The 15,619-nt window shown below is 59.4% G+C and carries 8 protein-coding genes and 1 pseudogene; 7 read left to right on the top strand and 2 right to left on the bottom strand.

Annotated elements, in window-relative coordinates; all coding sequences use genetic code 11:
- The first annotated feature begins 327 nt into the window (after window positions 1-327).
- From PXT33_RS09190 to PXT33_RS09160, 7 genes and pseudogenes are all read left to right on the top strand, one after another.
- Window positions 328-3,006, top strand: coding sequence for a UvrD-helicase domain-containing protein (locus PXT33_RS09190; RefSeq protein WP_332376394.1), 2,679 nt, complete (start codon window positions 328-330; stop codon window positions 3,004-3,006).
- 7 nt (window positions 3,007-3,013) lie between these two features.
- Window positions 3,014-3,792: pseudogene (gene thyX / locus PXT33_RS09185) on the top strand (FAD-dependent thymidylate synthase).
- Window positions 3,789-4,460, top strand: coding sequence for a thymidylate kinase (locus tag PXT33_RS09180; protein WP_332376392.1), 672 nt, complete (start codon window positions 3,789-3,791; stop codon window positions 4,458-4,460). Before thyX ends, PXT33_RS09180 begins: the two are co-directional and overlap by 4 nt.
- A gap of 28 nt (window positions 4,461-4,488) precedes the next feature.
- A complete protein-coding gene (locus PXT33_RS09175; protein ID WP_097775434.1) occupies window positions 4,489-5,304 on the top strand; it encodes a hypothetical protein in 816 nt (271 codons plus the stop codon).
- An 18-nt stretch (window positions 5,305-5,322) separates the two neighbouring features.
- The gene (gene mltG, locus PXT33_RS09170) at window positions 5,323-6,462 is read left to right on the top strand and encodes an endolytic transglycosylase MltG (protein ID WP_332376390.1); all 1,140 of its coding nucleotides are present in this window, start codon (window positions 5,323-5,325) and stop codon (window positions 6,460-6,462) included.
- 14 nt (window positions 6,463-6,476) lie between these two features.
- On the top strand, window positions 6,477-7,700 hold the full coding sequence (locus tag PXT33_RS09165) for a U32 family peptidase (RefSeq protein WP_097782215.1): 1,224 nt from the start codon (window positions 6,477-6,479) through the stop codon (window positions 7,698-7,700).
- A 10-nt stretch (window positions 7,701-7,710) separates the two neighbouring features.
- A complete protein-coding gene (locus tag PXT33_RS09160) occupies window positions 7,711-9,426 on the top strand; it encodes a PASTA domain-containing protein (protein ID WP_332376389.1) in 1,716 nt (571 codons plus the stop codon).
- Window positions 9,427-9,502: 76 nt separating this feature from the next.
- Here PXT33_RS09160 and PXT33_RS09155 read toward each other — a convergent pair whose 3' ends face one another.
- Window positions 9,503-10,981, bottom strand: a complete 1,479-nt coding sequence (locus PXT33_RS09155) for a glutamate synthase subunit beta (protein WP_332376388.1) — start codon at window positions 10,979-10,981, stop codon at window positions 9,503-9,505.
- Between the two features lie 13 nt (window positions 10,982-10,994).
- Window positions 10,995-15,530: a glutamate synthase large subunit gene (gene gltB, locus PXT33_RS09150; RefSeq protein ID WP_332376387.1), complete on the bottom strand. Its 4,536-nt coding sequence runs from the start codon at window positions 15,528-15,530 to the stop codon at window positions 10,995-10,997.
- Between the last annotated feature and the right edge of the window lie 89 nt (window positions 15,531-15,619).

Genomic DNA, 15,619 nt, shown 5'->3' with positions numbered 1-15,619 from the left:
TGCCCGCCGCGTTTGCTTTGGGCATAAAATAAGGAAATTATATTATTTATTTCGTGTTTGTCGCAGCCTGCGGGCTGCTCCAAACACATTTTCACAAAAAGGCCGTAACGAAAAACGGCTGCTGTTTTATCAGATGCAATTTTTCTCTACGACCTCTTTCGTGAAAAAGTAACTCCGAAAAGCCCGCAGGCTTTTCGGAGTTATAAATTATAAAAATATTTTTTCCGCTGAAAATAGCCAGAGCGAACGCGGCGGCTATTCTCAATCGTTTTGAAATGTGGTATACTGTATTTTGATAGTATAAACATAAAAGGAACAGGGGAAACCATGGCAACAGATCTCACACAGGAATTCTGCGCTCTGCGCGATACCTATATCGAAAAACAGTTTGGTCGCCTGAACGATATGCAGCGGCAGGCAGTGTTTACCACCGATGGCCCGCTGCTCATCCTTGCTGGTGCAGGCAGCGGCAAGACCACCGTGCTGGTAAACCGCATTGCAAACCTCATCCGGTTCGGCTCGGCCCACGGCTCCAAACAGACACCGCGCCCGGCCACGGAGGACGATATCAAGGCTCTGCGCAACGCCATCATGACCGGCACTGCCGCCCCCAGCTGGCTGGACGGGATGCTGCGCCAGAACGCTGTGCGCAGCTGGAACGTGATGGCCATCACCTTTACCAACAAGGCAGCAGGGGAGCTGAAGGAACGTCTGCGCCGGATGCTGGGCGGCGAGGAGGGCGACGAAGTGTTCGCTTCCACCTTCCACTCGGCCTGTGTGCGCATCCTGCGCCGCTGGGCGGAGGAGATCGGCTATCCGCGCAGCTTTACCATCTACGATACCGATGATTCCCAGCGCGTGATGAAGGCTGTCTACAAAGACCTGAATGTGGACGATAAGTTCCTGCCCATCAAGGCTGCGATCAACCAGATGAGCCGATGGAAGGATCAGCTTGTCAGCCCGGAACAGGCCCTTGCCAACCCCGCAAAAGATACCAAAGGCGCGCTGACGGCCCGCATCTACGCGGCCTACGAAAAGCGCCTGAAGGAAGCCGGAGCATTCGACTTTGACGACCTGATCTACCAGACTGTGCAGCTGCTGGCCGAGCACAAGGATGTGCGGGATTTTTACCAGAACAAATACCGCTATCTGCTGGTGGACGAGTATCAGGACACCAGTGTGGCGCAGTTCCGTCTGGTGAGCCTCCTCACCGGCCCGGAAAAGAACATCTGCGTGGTGGGCGATGATGACCAGAGCATCTACCGCTTCCGCGGCGCTACCATTGAGAACATCCTTAATTTCGAGCGTATTTACCCGGGCACCAAGACCATCCGTCTGGAACAAAACTACCGCTCTACGTCCAATATCCTGAACGCTGCGAACTGTGTCATTCAGCACAACACCGAGCGCAAGGGCAAAACCCTGTGGACCAGCAATGGCGAGGGCGACAAGGTGCAGGTGTACACCGCCGAGAACGAGCAGGACGAGGCCAGCCACATCGCGGATGTGATCGGCCAGCACCTGAAAGAGGGCGGACATCTGGCCGACCACGCCATCCTCTACCGCATGAACGCCCAATCGGCCCCCATCGAAAGCTACTTTACCCGTGCAGGCATCCCCCACAAGATCGTGGGCGGCCAGCGCTTCAACGACCGCAAAGAGGTCAAGGATATCCATTCCTACATGTCCATCGTGGCGAACCCCCGCGATGATGTGCGCCTGCGCCGCATCATCAACGAGCCTGCCCGCAAGATCGGTGCCACCACCGTGGAGGTCATTGCCGATCTGGCCGCGCAGGAGGGCGTGAGCATGCTGGACATCATCGGCCATGCCGACCAATATGCAAAGCTCAGCCGCGCCGTAATGCCGCTGCTCAAGTTCTGGCAGATCTATCAGCGCCTACAGGACTCTCTGGAGACCCGCACGCTGGACGAGTTTGCAGCCGATGTGATCGAGCTGACCGGCTATAAGGCCATGCTGGAAGCCGATGCAGCCAAGGGCCACGAGGATGCGGCTGACCGCCTGCAGAACCTTGGTCAGCTGGTGAACAACGTCAAGAACTACTGCGACCAGCACGGTGAGGAAGCCACGCTGGAAGGCTATCTGGAAGATATCGCCCTCATCAGCGATATCGACAGCTATAACGAGAGCGCCGATCAGGTGGTGCTCATGACCATCCACTCCGCCAAGGGTCTGGAGTTTCCGTATGTGTTCCTGATTGGCATGGAGGAGGGCGTGTTCCCCAGCGAGATGAGCAAGTATTCCGAGGCCGATCTGGAAGAGGAGCGCCGCCTTGCCTACGTGGGCATCACCCGCGCCAAGAAGGAGCTGTACATCTCCAACAGCGTTTCCCGGATGCTGTATGGCCGCACCCAGCGCAACGAGCCGAGCCGCTTTTTGCGGGAGATCGAGCCGGAGTATATCGAGGAGACCCGCAGCCCGGTACTGGAACAGCGCTCCCGCTTTGGCGGCTGGGGCGACAGCTATCGTGATACGGTGCCCGGTGGTGCGTCCGGTTACTCCGGGCCGTCCGGATGGGGCCGCAGCGCCAGTGGGTACGGTTCGGGCGGTTACGGAAGCGGCTATAGCAATCGCAGCGGCTACCTGAACCGCGAATACAACGCGGGCGAGGGCCGCGGCTTTGGCTCGGCCTATGCAAACCGGGGCCAGAGCCAGAGCGGATATGGTTCCGGCTATGGCCGCAGCGGCGCAGGTACTGGATATGGTTCTGGCTACAGTCCTGCATATTCTGACGGAACAACGCAGAAAAAACCTGAAAAGCAAATCTCCTTTACAGGCACACCGGCAGCAAAAACCGATGCAAAAGGCGCAAAACACTATGAGCCGGGCGATCTTGTGGAGCACAAGGTGTTCGGACGCGGTCAGGTAGTGGCTGTGAAGCCTGCCGCCGGAGATCAGATCGTGGAGATCAACTTTGAAAAGGTGGGCATCAAAAAGACCATGGCCAATTTTGCGCCCCTGACCAAAATCACTGCGGAGGAATAACACACTTATGATGACTGTTCGTTTGATTGCACATACCCCGGAACCGGAAAAGGTGGTGGCTGCAGCGGCAAAGCTCTGCTATTCCGATGCGCACATCACCGACCTGCTGGACGGCCTGACCGAGGAAAAGACCGCGAAGTTCCTGACCATGCTCAGCGATCTGGGCCATGCCAGCCCCATTGAACATGCCAGCTTCACCTTTGGCATCGAGGGGGTCAGCCGCACTTTGCTGGCGCAGATCACCCGCCACCGCATTGCATCCTTCAGTGTGCAGAGCCAGCGCTATGTGCGGCTGGACGATTTCCGCTATGTGGTACCGCCTGAGATCGAAGCCATCCCGGAAGCAAAGGAAGCTTTCCTTGCCAGCATGGAAGAGGACGCAAAGCGCTACCTCGACCTTGCCCACAAGCTGGAAGAAGGCCACACCGCCCGCCTGATGGCTGAAGGAATGCCGGAAAAGCAGGCCCGCGCCAAGGCCAGCAAGCAGGCCAACGAGGATGCCCGCTTTGTACTGCCCAACGCCTGCGAGACCAAGATGGTGGTCACCATGAATGCCCGCAGCCTGCAGAACTTTTTCCACCTGCGCTGCTGCAACCGCGCCCAGTGGGAGATCCGGGAGCTGGCCGAAAAAATGTTTGAGCTGGTGTACCCGGTGGCACCGCATATCTTTGCAAAGTCCGGCCCGGCCTGTGTGAGCGGCCCCTGCCCGGAGGGAAAATGTGCTGCGGCAAAACCGCTGAGGTGCGCGCAAAATATGCATCCATCAAGGAGGCTGCAGGCGTATGAGCAAGGGAAAACTGATCGCCATTGAAGGACTGGACGGCAGCGGCAAGGCCACGCAGGCAAAGCTGCTGGCCGGGTATCTGGTTGCACAGGGCCTTGCGGTGCGCGAGGTGAGCTTCCCGGACTACGGCAGTGACTCCAGCGCCCTTGTAAAAATGTATCTGGCCGGGCAGTTCGGCCAGCACCCGGACGATGTAAACGCCTATGCAGCCTCCAGCTTTTATGCGGTGGACCGCTATGCCAGCTACAAAAAGGACTGGGGCAGTTTTTACGAGAATGGCGGCATCATCATTGCCGACCGCTACACCACCTCCAACGCGGTGCACCAGTGCTCCAAGCTTCCGCCGGAGCAGTGGGAGAGTTTTCTCGGCTGGCTGTTTGATTTTGAGTTCCATCTGCTGGGCCTGCCTGCGCCGGATGAGGTGATCTACTTACAGGTGGACCCCGCCGTGAGCCAGAAGCTTATGACCCAGCGTTACCACGGCGATGAGAGCAGGAAGGATGTGCACGAGAAGGATACCGAGTATCTTGCCCGCAGCCGCTGCGCCGCCGAGTATTGTGCCGCGCACCTTGGCTGGGCCGTCGTGCATTGCACCAGCGGGGACAACATGCGCAGCATCGAAGACATTCAGGCCGAAGTGCAGGAGATCGTGTTGAAGCAGCTGACATAATTTTCGATAAGAGGGGGCATCCTGACAGATGTATCGTTTGATGCAGCCGGAAGATAAACCGGCAGTGCTGGCTTTGTGGCAGAGCCAGCGTAATGAATCAGAAGAATTTGCCAAAAAGGCCATTGAGCAGTTTGCAGGCGAGCAGAACGTCTATGTGGCCGAGGAAAATGATGAGATCGCTGCGGTGGCGCTGGCTGTGCCGGTCACGCTGCAGGGCCGCAGCGGCACCTACCTGTACGGTCTGTGCGGCGAGGGCAGCCTGATCCTGGCGGGCCTTGTGGACTATCTGTGTGCCCAGCAGAAGCTGCGCGGCGCGGGCTTTACGGTGGCGGTGCCCACCAGCCCGGAGCAGGCCGCACTGCTGCAGGATAAGGGCTTTGCATGGGCCTTCGCCCTGCGCTGTCTTCCCCGCGAGGTGGAGCGCAACCTGTGGAGCCAGGCGGAGTTTGATTCCGTCACCGCCAAAAAGCTGTGTGAGCTGCGGGAGCGCTTCTGGCCCGATACCGTGCAGCTGACCCCGGAGCGCATGGCCGTGGTGCTGGGAGATCTGTACTCCTCCGGTGCCACCATCGTTTCCAGCGCCCACGGCTATGGTATTTATTTCCGCAAGGAGGATACGCTTTACTTTGTGGAGCTGCAGGCCGACAATGACCGCGCCGCCGAAGTACTGATGGAAGCCGCCCGCGAAAAGGAAGTCATCGTGGAAAAGGCGGTCATTACCGTGGGCGCATCCCAGCCGCTGTTCCTCGGCGAGGGCACCCGGCAGGACTACGGCATGATCCGCTTTGATGCCGAACCCTTTGATGTAGCCGAAAGCTACATGCGCCTGATGCTGGAAAACTAAGATAAAAGGAAGGTGCTTATGGCACACGAAAAAAACACCCGCAAAAAAGGCGGTGTAGGGAAGATCCTGCTGGTGCTGGTGGCACTGCTGGCGCTGGCCGTTGGCGGGGCGCTGCTGTTTGCGCACAACGAGATCAGCGGCAATGGCAGACCCGGCACGGAGGTAACGGTGAGCATCCCGCAGGGCAGCGGCGTTTCCGTCATTGCGCAAAAGCTCAAGGATGCAGGTGTGATCCGCTCGGCCTATCTGTTCCGCTGGTATGTGGGGCAAAAGGGTGCGGCATCAAAGCTGCAGTATGGCGATTTTACCCTGCAGAAGAGCGCCTGTTCTTACGATGCCATTATTGCGGTCCTGTCCACCTACGCCAAGGCCGAAACGGTGCGCGTGACCATCCCAGAGGGAACCACGGCCATTGCCATTGCCCAGAAGATGGAAGCCGCCGGGCTGTGCAGCGCCGAGGATTTCCTGAAGGAAGCCAACGAGGGCGATTTCAGCGAATACACCTTCTGGCAGTACGTGCCGGACGATGCCGACGCGCCGGATCGCTTTATGAAGTGCGAGGGCTATCTCTTCCCGGAGACCTACGAATTCTTAAAGGACGACACCGTGCACAACTATGTAGCCACCTTCTATGCCCAGTTCGATGCACAGATCACCGATGAGATGTATGCAGAACTTAAAAAGCAGGATATGACCCTGCCCCAGCTGATCACATTGGCATCCTTTGTGCAGGAGGAAGCAGGCAACAGTCAGGACTCGAACGTGGCACAGGTGTTCCGCAACCGTCTGGCTGCGGATTCACCCTACCCGCGCCTGCAGAGCAACACCTCCAGCTATATCCAGAGCGACAGTGACAACAATTACCTCTGGAACTGGGTGGCACCCTACTATGGCGGCTGGGATAATATCCCGGAAAATATCGTGGCTGCGTATGATACCTACAGCTGCAAGGGCCTGCCTGCCGGGCCGATCTCGAACCCCGGCATTGCGGCTATCAAGGCAGCGCTGGCCCCCCAGCCCAATGAGGAGGCCAAGGATGCCTATTTCTTTGTGACCGACCTCAAGGGCAGCTATTATTATGCCCGCACCCTGAGCGAACACAGCGCAAACTGCCAGAAGGCAGCACAAGTGAACAAAACTGTGAATACGGAAAAATGAGAGGAATTTGAACTATGCTGCAAATCCCGGAACTGCTGGCCCCGGCAGGCGATCTGGAACGCCTGCGCTATGCCATCAACTACGGTGCCGATGCCGTTTACTGCGGCCTGCCTGAATTTGGAATGCGGTCTGCTCCGGCCAACTTTACGCCGGAACAGCTGGCCGAGGGTGTCATCTACGCTCACGCCCGCGGCCGCAAGGTCTACCTGACCATGAACACCCTGCCCACCAACGAGGAAGCCGACCGCCTGCCCGAGGCCATCAAGGAAGCAGCCAAGGCCGGTGTGGATGCCTTTATCGTGGCAGACCTTGGTGTGCTGGATGCCTGCAAGACCTTTGCACCGGACATCGATGTGCACATGTCCACCCAGACAGGCATCACCAACTGGGCTGCGGCCCGCGCCGCCTACAACATGGGCGCAAAGCGCGTGGTGCTGGCCCGTGAGATGTCCCTGCAGGATATTGCGATCCTGCGCGATAAAACACCGCCGGAGCTGGAGATTGAAGCCTTTGTGCACGGTGCTATGTGCATGAGCGTTTCGGGCCGATGCCTGCTTTCCAACTACATGGCGGGCCGCGACGCGAACCGCGGCCAGTGCGCCCAGCCCTGCCGCTGGAAATACTATCTCAGCGAGGAGACCCGTCCGGGACAGCTGTACGAGATCGGCGAGAACGAGAACGGCAGCTACATCCTCAACGCCAATGATATGTGCACCGCGCCTTTCCTTGATCTGATCTGCAAGGCCGGTGTGGACAGCCTGAAGATCGAGGGCCGTGCCAAGACCTTCTACTATGTGGCAAGCGTTACCGCCGCCTACCGCAGGGCGCTGGACGCTTATCTGGCCGACCCGCTCAACGACAACTTTGAGCTGCCTGCTGAAGTGTACGAGGAGCTTACCCGTACCAGCCACCGCCATTACTCGCCGGGCTTCTACTTTGGCCGCGAGCAGGCCAGACAGGCCACCGACAGCGCTACTTACATCCGCGAGTGGGAGTTTGTGGGCACGGTGGACGGCTGGGAGAACGGCGTTGCCTCCTGCCAGCAGCGCGGCAAGTGGAGCCTGGGCGACACTCTGGAAGCCCTCTGCCCGGATGGCCGCAGCATTCCGCTGAACCCTGAGTGGATCGAAAACGAAGCCGGTGAACGGGTGGAGAGCACCCCGCATGCCATGGAAAAATACACCATTCCCACGCCGGAGCTGCCGCCCATGAGCCTGCTGCGGCGCAAAACGGTATAAGGAGACCACAATGGAAGCAACACGCCTGTGTCCATACTGCCTGCAGCCGCTGCCCGGAGCAGCACAAAGCTGCCCGCACTGCGGCAAAAGCTTTGCCGGGCGCAACCCCGGCGGCACCCTGCCGGTGGGCACCGTGCTGGCCGGGCGCTACACCGCAGGGGAAATGCTGAGCATCGACGGCGAGGGCATTCTCTACCGCGGCGCAGAGAATCTGGGCCGTTTCCGGGTGACCATCAAGGAATATCTGCCCATTACCCTCACGGCGGAGCGCACGGCAGAAAGCACCCTGCGGCCCAAGACCGGCAGTGAGGTGCTGTTCAAGACCACCCGTATGGATTTTGCGGACCTGTACCGCTCCATCCAGCGCATCACTCCGGCCAATGGCCTGGAAGCCGTGCTGGATGTGGTGGAAGCCAATAACAGCGTTTATGCCATTCTGGAAAATCTGGGCGGCACCCCGCTGGATCAGTGGCTGGAAAACCACCCCGGCACCATCCGCCCGGACGATGCCTGCGCCATGCTGCAGCCGGTGTTTGAAGGCGTAGCCGCCATGCACAAGATCGGTCTGGTGCACCGCGGTATCTGCCCGGAGAACATCCGCGTGATGGAAAACAACCGCTGCCGTCTGGCAGGCTATGCCACGGTGGGCCTGCGCACGGCGGGCAGCGGCCTGCACGAACAGCTGTACGAAGGCTATTCCGCCCCGGAGCAGTATTCCACCGCAGAGTTCGAGGGCCGCTATACCGATGAATACAGCCTTGCGGCCGTGTTCTACCGCATGGTGTGCGGGCAGGCCCCGGTGCCTGCAGCGCAGCGCATGGTGGCAGACTCCAACCCACGCGCAAAATCGGTGAACGGCAGCCTGCCGCTGTACGTCTCGCAGGTGCTGCAGCTGGGCCTGCGCCTGCGGCCCATGGAGCGCATCCAGACCGTGCCGCAGCTGTATCAGGCCCTTTCTTCCAAGGAATACACCGCCGAGCTGACCCGCACCATGAAGCCGGAGACTCCGGTGCGCACAGCCCAGCCGGAGCCGGAACGCAAGGAGCATCTGCTCAGCTTAAAAGCGCTGCTGGCGGGCATCGTGATCCTGCTGTCCATCCTCATTCTGCTCACGCTGTGGAGCGTGCTGAGCCAGCACATCCACCAGCCTGCCGCGTCGGCTGCGGAGTCGGAACCGGCCAGCAGCGAGGTGATGGTGCCGCAGAACCTTGTGCCGAACTTTATTGGCATGGACTACACGCAGGTGCAGAACAACCGGGAATATACCAGCATGTATCTGTTCTACGTCACCGAGGAATACAGCGATACCGCCCCGGCGGGCCAGATCATCCAGCAGGAGCCGAGCGCGGACACTGTGCTCAAGGCAGGGGAGACCATACGGCTGGTGGTGAGCAAAGGCCCGCAGATGGCCGAGATGCCCAATATCATCGGCTTTACGCAGGATAGCGCGGTAAAGGAACTGGAAGCGCGGGGCCTTGTGGCCAGCTGCTTTATGGTGGTGAACGATGGCTCCTATGCATCCGGCTGCGTGGTGCGTACCAGCGAGGAGCCGGGCACCAAGGTGGAAGTGGGCACGGTGATCACCGTGTATATTGCGGCAGACCCCAGTGTGCAGATCACGGTAACACCGGAGGAACCCGCCGCTACCGAACCCACCACCACAGAGCCGGCCCCTCCGGAAACAACAGATCCTACCCCCACGGAACCGGAATACAATACAGACTGAAAAACAAAAGCAGAAGCGGGAGCCTTGCAAAGGCCCCCGCTTCTGCTTGTTTAGGATAGGAAAGAGAATGGCTTAGTTAGAGGTTGGTGTAGCCCATCAGGTAGCGGTCTACCTCGGCGGCGCAGTCGCGGCCTTCGCGCAGGCCCCACACCACAAGGCTCTGGCCGCGGCGCATATCGCCGCAAACGAACACCTTTTCCACGTTGGTCTTGAAGCTGTGGTCTGCCACATTGCCGCGGGCGGTCAGCTCCACACCAAATGCATCGGCCACGTAGCTTTCGCAGCCGGTAAAGCCTGCGGCGATGAACGCCAGCTGGCAGTTGTAGGTAAATTCTTCACCGGTGGGTACCATGCTGGTACGGCCGGTCTCGGGGTTCCGCTCCGGCTTCAGGTAGGAGATGATAGCACCGGTCAGATTGCCTGCATCATCCTTCAAAAATTCCTTCACGGTGGTCTGGTACACGCGCGGGTCCTTGCCGAACTTTGCAAGGCACTCGGTCTGACCGTAGTCCACCTTCTGCACACGGGGCCACTCCGGCCACGGGTTGGAGGCTGCACGCTCCTTGGGCGGCTGCGGCATCATTTCCAGTGCCACCAGATCGGTGCAGCCCTGCCGCAGGGCCGTGCCCTGACAGTCGTTGCCGGTATCACCGCCGCCGATCACCAGAACATTCTTGCCCTTGGCATCGATGGCCTTGCCGTCCGCGAACTGGCTGTCCAGCAGACTTCTGGTCACGCTGGTCAGGTAGTCCACGGCAAAGTGCACGCCGTTTGCATCGCGGCCGGGCACATTCAGGTCGCGGGCCTTCTTGGCACCGCAGCACAGCACCACGGCATCGTAGCCGTTCAGCAGCTCTTCGGCGGCAACAGCCCCGCCCACATCCATGTTGGTGCGGAACTCCACGCCCTCAGCCTGCATGATCTTGATGCGGCGCTCGATGACGGATTTGTCCAGCTTCATGTTGGGGATGCCGTACATCAGCAGGCCGCCCACGCGGTCTGCACGCTCGAACACAGTCACGGCGTGGCCGCGCTTGTTCAGGTATTCGGCCACCGAAAGGCCGGAGGGGCCGCTGCCCACCACGGCTACGCTCTTGCCGGTGCGGGAGGGCGGCGGTGCGGCGTGCAGCCAGCCCTTGGCGTAAGCCGTTTCGATAATGGCGTGCTCGTTCTCGCGCACGGTCACGCTGCTGCCGGTCACATCGCCGCAGGTGCAGGCTGCTTCACACAGGGCAGGGCACACCCGGCTGGTGAACTCCGGAAAACGGTTGGTGGCCATCAGCCGATGCATGGCCAGCTCCCACTTGCCATGATAAACAAGGTCGTTCCACTCCGGGATGAGGTTATTCAGCGGGCAGCCGGAAGCCATGCCGCCGATCATCATGCCGGCCTGACAGAAGGGAACACCGCAGTCCATGCAGCGTGCTGCCTGCGTCTGCTGCTCCTCGCGGGAGAGCCAGACGTGAAATTCGTTAAAGTTTTCAATGCGTTCCAGCGGCGGAACATCCGTGCTGGTTTTGCGCGTATAGTCGATAAATCCAGTTGTCTTACCCATAACGCTGCCCTCCTTACTTCTTTTTCTGCACCGTGTAGAATGCTTCGATCTGTGCCTGCTCGCCGTCCAGACCGCGCTCCTCAACGGATGCGATCACACGCAGCATACGGTCATAATCGTAGGGCAGAACTTTCTTGAACTTGGGCAGGAATTCGCTGAAGTTGTCAAGGATCTCTTTGCCGCGGGGAGAGCCGGTGGCCTCCACATGTTCGCGGATCAGCTCTTTCAGGGTGGCAACATCGTACTTGTGCTCCACAGGCTCCAGGCTGACGGTCTCCTTGTTCACGCGCTGGTAGAAGTCCCAGTTCTCGTCCAGCACGTAGGCGATGCCGCCGGTCATACCGGCTGCAAAGTTCTTGCCGGTCTGGCCCAGAACCACCACCGTGCCGCCGGTCATGTACTCGCAGCCGTGGTCGCCAACGCCCTCCACAACGGCGGTGGCACCGCTGTTGCGCACGGCGAAGCGCTCACCGGCCACGCCGGAAATGAACGCCTTGCCGCTGGTAGCACCATACAGGGCCACGTTGCCGGTGATAATGTTCTCCTCGGGCTTGAACGTGATGCCCTTGGGCGGGCGCACGACGATCTTGCCGCCGGACAGGCCCTTGCCCATGTAGTCGTTGCAGTCGCCCACAAGGTCCAGCGTCAGGCCGTTGGGGATGAAGGCACCAAAGCTCTGGCCGCCTGCACCCACACAGTGGGCGGTGTAAACATCATCCGGCAGGCTGTTGCCGTATTTGCGGGTGATCTCGCTGCCAAAGATGGCACCAAAGGCGCGGTCGGTGTTGGAGACATCCAGCGTCACGCTCTGGGCATTCTTGCTGCTGAGCTTGAACTTCTTCATCAGCACCTTCATATCGAGGGTGTTTTCCAGATGGAAGTCGTAGGTGTCCTCCTTCACGAAGTGAACATTGCTGTTCTCGATGGCAGGGTTGTGCAGGATGCAGTCGAGATCCATCTTGGAAGCGCGGCTGCCGGGTGCGGCAGGCTTGACCTTGAGCAGGTCGGTGCGGCCCACCAGTTCATCGATGGTGCGCACGCCCAGCTTTGCCATGTACTCGCGCAGCTCCTCGGCCACAAAGGTGAGGTAGTTGATGATGTATTCCGGCTTGCCCTTGAAGTTCTTGCGCAGCTCCGGGTTCTGGGTGCAGATGCCCATGGGGCAGGTATCCAGATTGCACACACGCATCATCACGCAGCCCTCGGCCATCAGCAGGGTAGTGCCGAAGCCGAACTCCTCTGCGCCCAGCATACAGCTGATGGCAACATCGCGGCCGGAGAGCAGCTTGGAGTCGCTCTCGATGCGCACGCGGGTGCGCAGGCCGTTCAGGATCAGGGTCTGATGGGTCTCGGCGATGCCCAGCTCCCACGGCAGGCCAGCGTGCTTGATGGAAGTACGCGGTGCTGCACCGGTGCCGCCGTCGTAGCCGGACACCAGAATGACCTGTGCGCCGCCCTTGGCAACACCGGCCGCAATGGTGCCAACGCCGGCCTCACTGACCAGCTTGACATTGATGTTGGCGCTGCGGTTGGCGTTCTTCAGGTCGTAGATCAGCTCTGCAAGGTCCTCGATGGAGTAGATATCGTGGTGCGGCGGGGGAGAGATCAGGCCCACACCGGTGGTGCTGTGGCGGGTCTTTGCAATCCACGGATATACCTTGGCACCGGGCAGATTGCCGCCCTCACCGGGCTTTGCGCCCTGTGCCAGCTTGATCTGGATCTCTTCCGCAGAAACGAGGTATTTGCTCGTTACACCAAAGCGTGCGGAAGCCACCTGCTTGATCTTGGAATTGCTCTCGCTGTGGTAGCGCTCTTCGGGTTCGCCGCCCTCGCCGGTGTTGCTGCGGCCGCCCAGACGGTTCAGGGCGATGGCAATGGTTTCATGGGCTTCACTGCTCAGGGCACCGTAGCTCATGGCTGCGCCCTTGAACCGCTTGACGATGGAGCTTACCGGCTCCACCTCTTCCAGCGGGATGCCGCCGTCAGGAGCATAGTTGAAGTCCAGCAGGCTGCGCAGATGCACGCCGTCAGCACCCATATTGTCCACGGTGCTGGTGAACTGCTTGAAAGCCGAGTAGTCGTTCGTCCAGCAGGCTTTCTGGAACAGGTGGATGGTCTGGGGGTTGAACAGGTGTTCTTCCTTGCCGCTGCGGAACTTGTGTGCGCCGCTGTCGGCCAGCTCCATGTTGATGTCCAGACCCAGCGGGTCGAAGGCTGCGTTGTGCTGGGCTTCCACATCGGCCTGAATGTCCGAAAGGGTAATGCCGCCCACACGGCTCACCGTGCCGGTGAAGTATTTGTCGATGACATCCTTGGAGATGCCCACAGCCTCAAAGATCTGGCTGCTCTGGTAGCTCTGGATGGTGGAAATGCCCATCTTGGAGGCAATCTTCACAATGCCGCTGAGGATGGCGTTGTCGTAGTCCTCCACGGCTGCATAGTAATCTTTGTCCAGCAGGCCTTCGTCGATGAGCTGGCCGATGGTCTCATGTGCCAGATAGGGATTGATGGCGCAGGCACCGTAGCCCAGCAGAGCGGCAAAGTGGTGCACCTCGCGCGGCTCTGCACTTTCCAGGATCAGGGCCAGTGCGGTGCTCTTCTTGGTGCGGATCAGGTACTGCGAAACCGCGGAAACTGCCAGCAGGCTGGGAATGGTCACGTGGTATTCATCCACATCGCGGTCAGAAAGGATGATGATGTTTGCACCATCCTTGTAGGCGCGGTCGACCTCCAGAAATACACGGTCGATGGCCTTTTCCAGACTGGTGTTCTTATAGTAGTTGATGGACACCGTGGCTACCTTGAAGCCGGGCACGTTCATGTATTTGATCTTGAGCAGGTCGGTGCTGGTCAGGATGGGGTTGTGCACCTTGAGCACCTTGCAGTTCTCGGGCTTGTCTTCCAGCAGGTTGCCGTGTGCGCCAATATACACGCTGGTGGAAGTGACCACCTTTTCGCGGATGGCATCAATGGGCGGGTTGGTGACCTGCGCAAAGCGCTGCTTGAAGTAATTGAACAGCGGCGGATGCTGGTTGCTCAGCACAGCAAGCGGGGTGTCGGTGCCCATAGCGCCGGAAGGCTCTGCGCCTGCCCGTGCCATGGAGAGGATCATGGTGTTCACATCCTCATACTTGTAGCCGAACACCTTCTGCAGGCGGGTGAGCTGATCGCCGGTGTAGCTTTCCACCTTCACGTTGGGAATTTTCAGCCTGGCCAGCTCCACAAGGTTGCGGTCGATCCACTCGCCGTAAGGCTCACGGCTGGCGTAGAACTCCTTGAGCTTTTCGTCGTCCACCACTTCGCCCTTCACGGTGTCCACCAGCAGCATTTTGCCGGGGCGCAGACGATCCTTGACCAAAATATTATCCGGCTCGCATTCCAGCACACCCACCTCGGAGGACAGGATCATGCGGCCGTCCTTGGTGATGTAATAGCGGCTGGGGCGCAGACCGTTGCGGTCCAGCACAGCGCCCATCACGTCGCCGTCCGAGAAGAGGATGGCAGCGGGGCCATCCCAAGGCTCCAGCATGGTGGCATAATACTGGTAGAAATCGCGCTTTTTCTGGCTGATGTTCTTGTTGTTCTCCCACGGCTCGGGAATGGTGATCATCACGGCCAGCGGCAGATCCATGCCGTTCATCACCATGAATTCCAGCGCGTTATCCAGCATGGCGGAGTCGGAGCCGGAAGTGTTGATGATGGGCAGGATCTTGTTCATGTCGTCCTGCATGATGGAGCTGGAGATGCTCTCTTCACGGGCCAGCATGGCATCCGTGTTGCCCTTGATGGTGTTGATCTCACCGTTGTGCAGGATGAAGCGGTTGGGGTGTGCGCGCATCCAGCTGGGGTTGGTGTTGGTGGAGAAGCGGCTGTGCACCATGCCGATAGCGGATTCATAATCCTCGTCCTGCAGGTCGGTATAGAACAGGCGCAGGTCGTGCACAAGGAACATGCCCTTGTACACGATGGTGCGGCTGGACAGGCTGGGCACATAAGTGCCGTTGCTGGCCTGCTCGAACACGCGGCGCACAATGTACAGCTTGCGGTCAAAATCGATGCCCTTGCTCACCTTGGCGGGCTTTTTGATGAAGCACTGCCAGATAGCAGGCATACAGTCGCGGGCTTTCTGGCCCACGGCATCCGGGTTCACGGGAACCTTGCGCCATGCCAGAAATTCGAGGCCTTCCTTGCGGGTGACCACCTCGAACAGCTTCATGGCCTGCGCACGCAGATGCTCGCTCTGCGGGAAGAAGAACATGCCCACGCCATATTCACGCTCGTTGCCAAGGCTGATGTTCAGTTCTTCGGCCACCTTGGAGAAGAACTTGTGGCTGATCTGCAGCAAAATGCCCACACCGTCGCCGGTCTTGCCCTCGGCATCCTTGCCGGCACGGTGCTCCAGCCGCTCCACAATGGACAGCGCATCGTCCACCGTCTGATGGCTCTTGCGGCCCTTGATATCCACCACAGCGCCAATGCCGCAGGCATCGTGCTCAAACTGTGGATCGTACAGACCAAGGGTGTTTTTCTGCTCTGTAAAGTTTTCCATAGACTTTCCCATCCTTATCTAAAATCCTCACCGGTGCGGCACCCTCCGCATTTTGACAAAAAAGAAAAAGCGCCCCGCAAGGGCATACT

Origin of the sequence: Faecalibacterium taiwanense, assembly GCF_036632915.2 — a bacterium.
GTDB lineage: Bacteria > Bacillota > Clostridia > Oscillospirales > Ruminococcaceae > Faecalibacterium > Faecalibacterium taiwanense.
Note: the sequence above shows the minus strand (reverse complement) of the source record. Positions and strands in the feature narration are given on the sequence as shown.

Coding starts and splice junctions, on each gene's coding strand:
- PXT33_RS09175 (WP_097775434.1), top strand. CDS start 4,489: ATGTATCGTTTGATGCAGCCGGAAGATAAACCGGCAGTGCTGGCTTTG.
- PXT33_RS09165 (WP_097782215.1), top strand. CDS start 6,477: ATGCTGCAAATCCCGGAACTGCTGGCCCCGGCAGGCGATCTGGAACGC.
- mltG (WP_332376390.1), top strand. CDS start 5,323: ATGGCACACGAAAAAAACACCCGCAAAAAAGGCGGTGTAGGGAAGATC.
- PXT33_RS09160 (WP_332376389.1), top strand. CDS start 7,711: ATGGAAGCAACACGCCTGTGTCCATACTGCCTGCAGCCGCTGCCCGGA.
- PXT33_RS09190 (WP_332376394.1), top strand. CDS start 328: ATGGCAACAGATCTCACACAGGAATTCTGCGCTCTGCGCGATACCTAT.
- PXT33_RS09180 (WP_332376392.1), top strand. CDS start 3,789: ATGAGCAAGGGAAAACTGATCGCCATTGAAGGACTGGACGGCAGCGGC.
- gltB (WP_332376387.1), bottom strand. CDS start 15,530: ATGGAAAACTTTACAGAGCAGAAAAACACCCTTGGTCTGTACGATCCA.
- PXT33_RS09155 (WP_332376388.1), bottom strand. CDS start 10,981: ATGGGTAAGACAACTGGATTTATCGACTATACGCGCAAAACCAGCACG.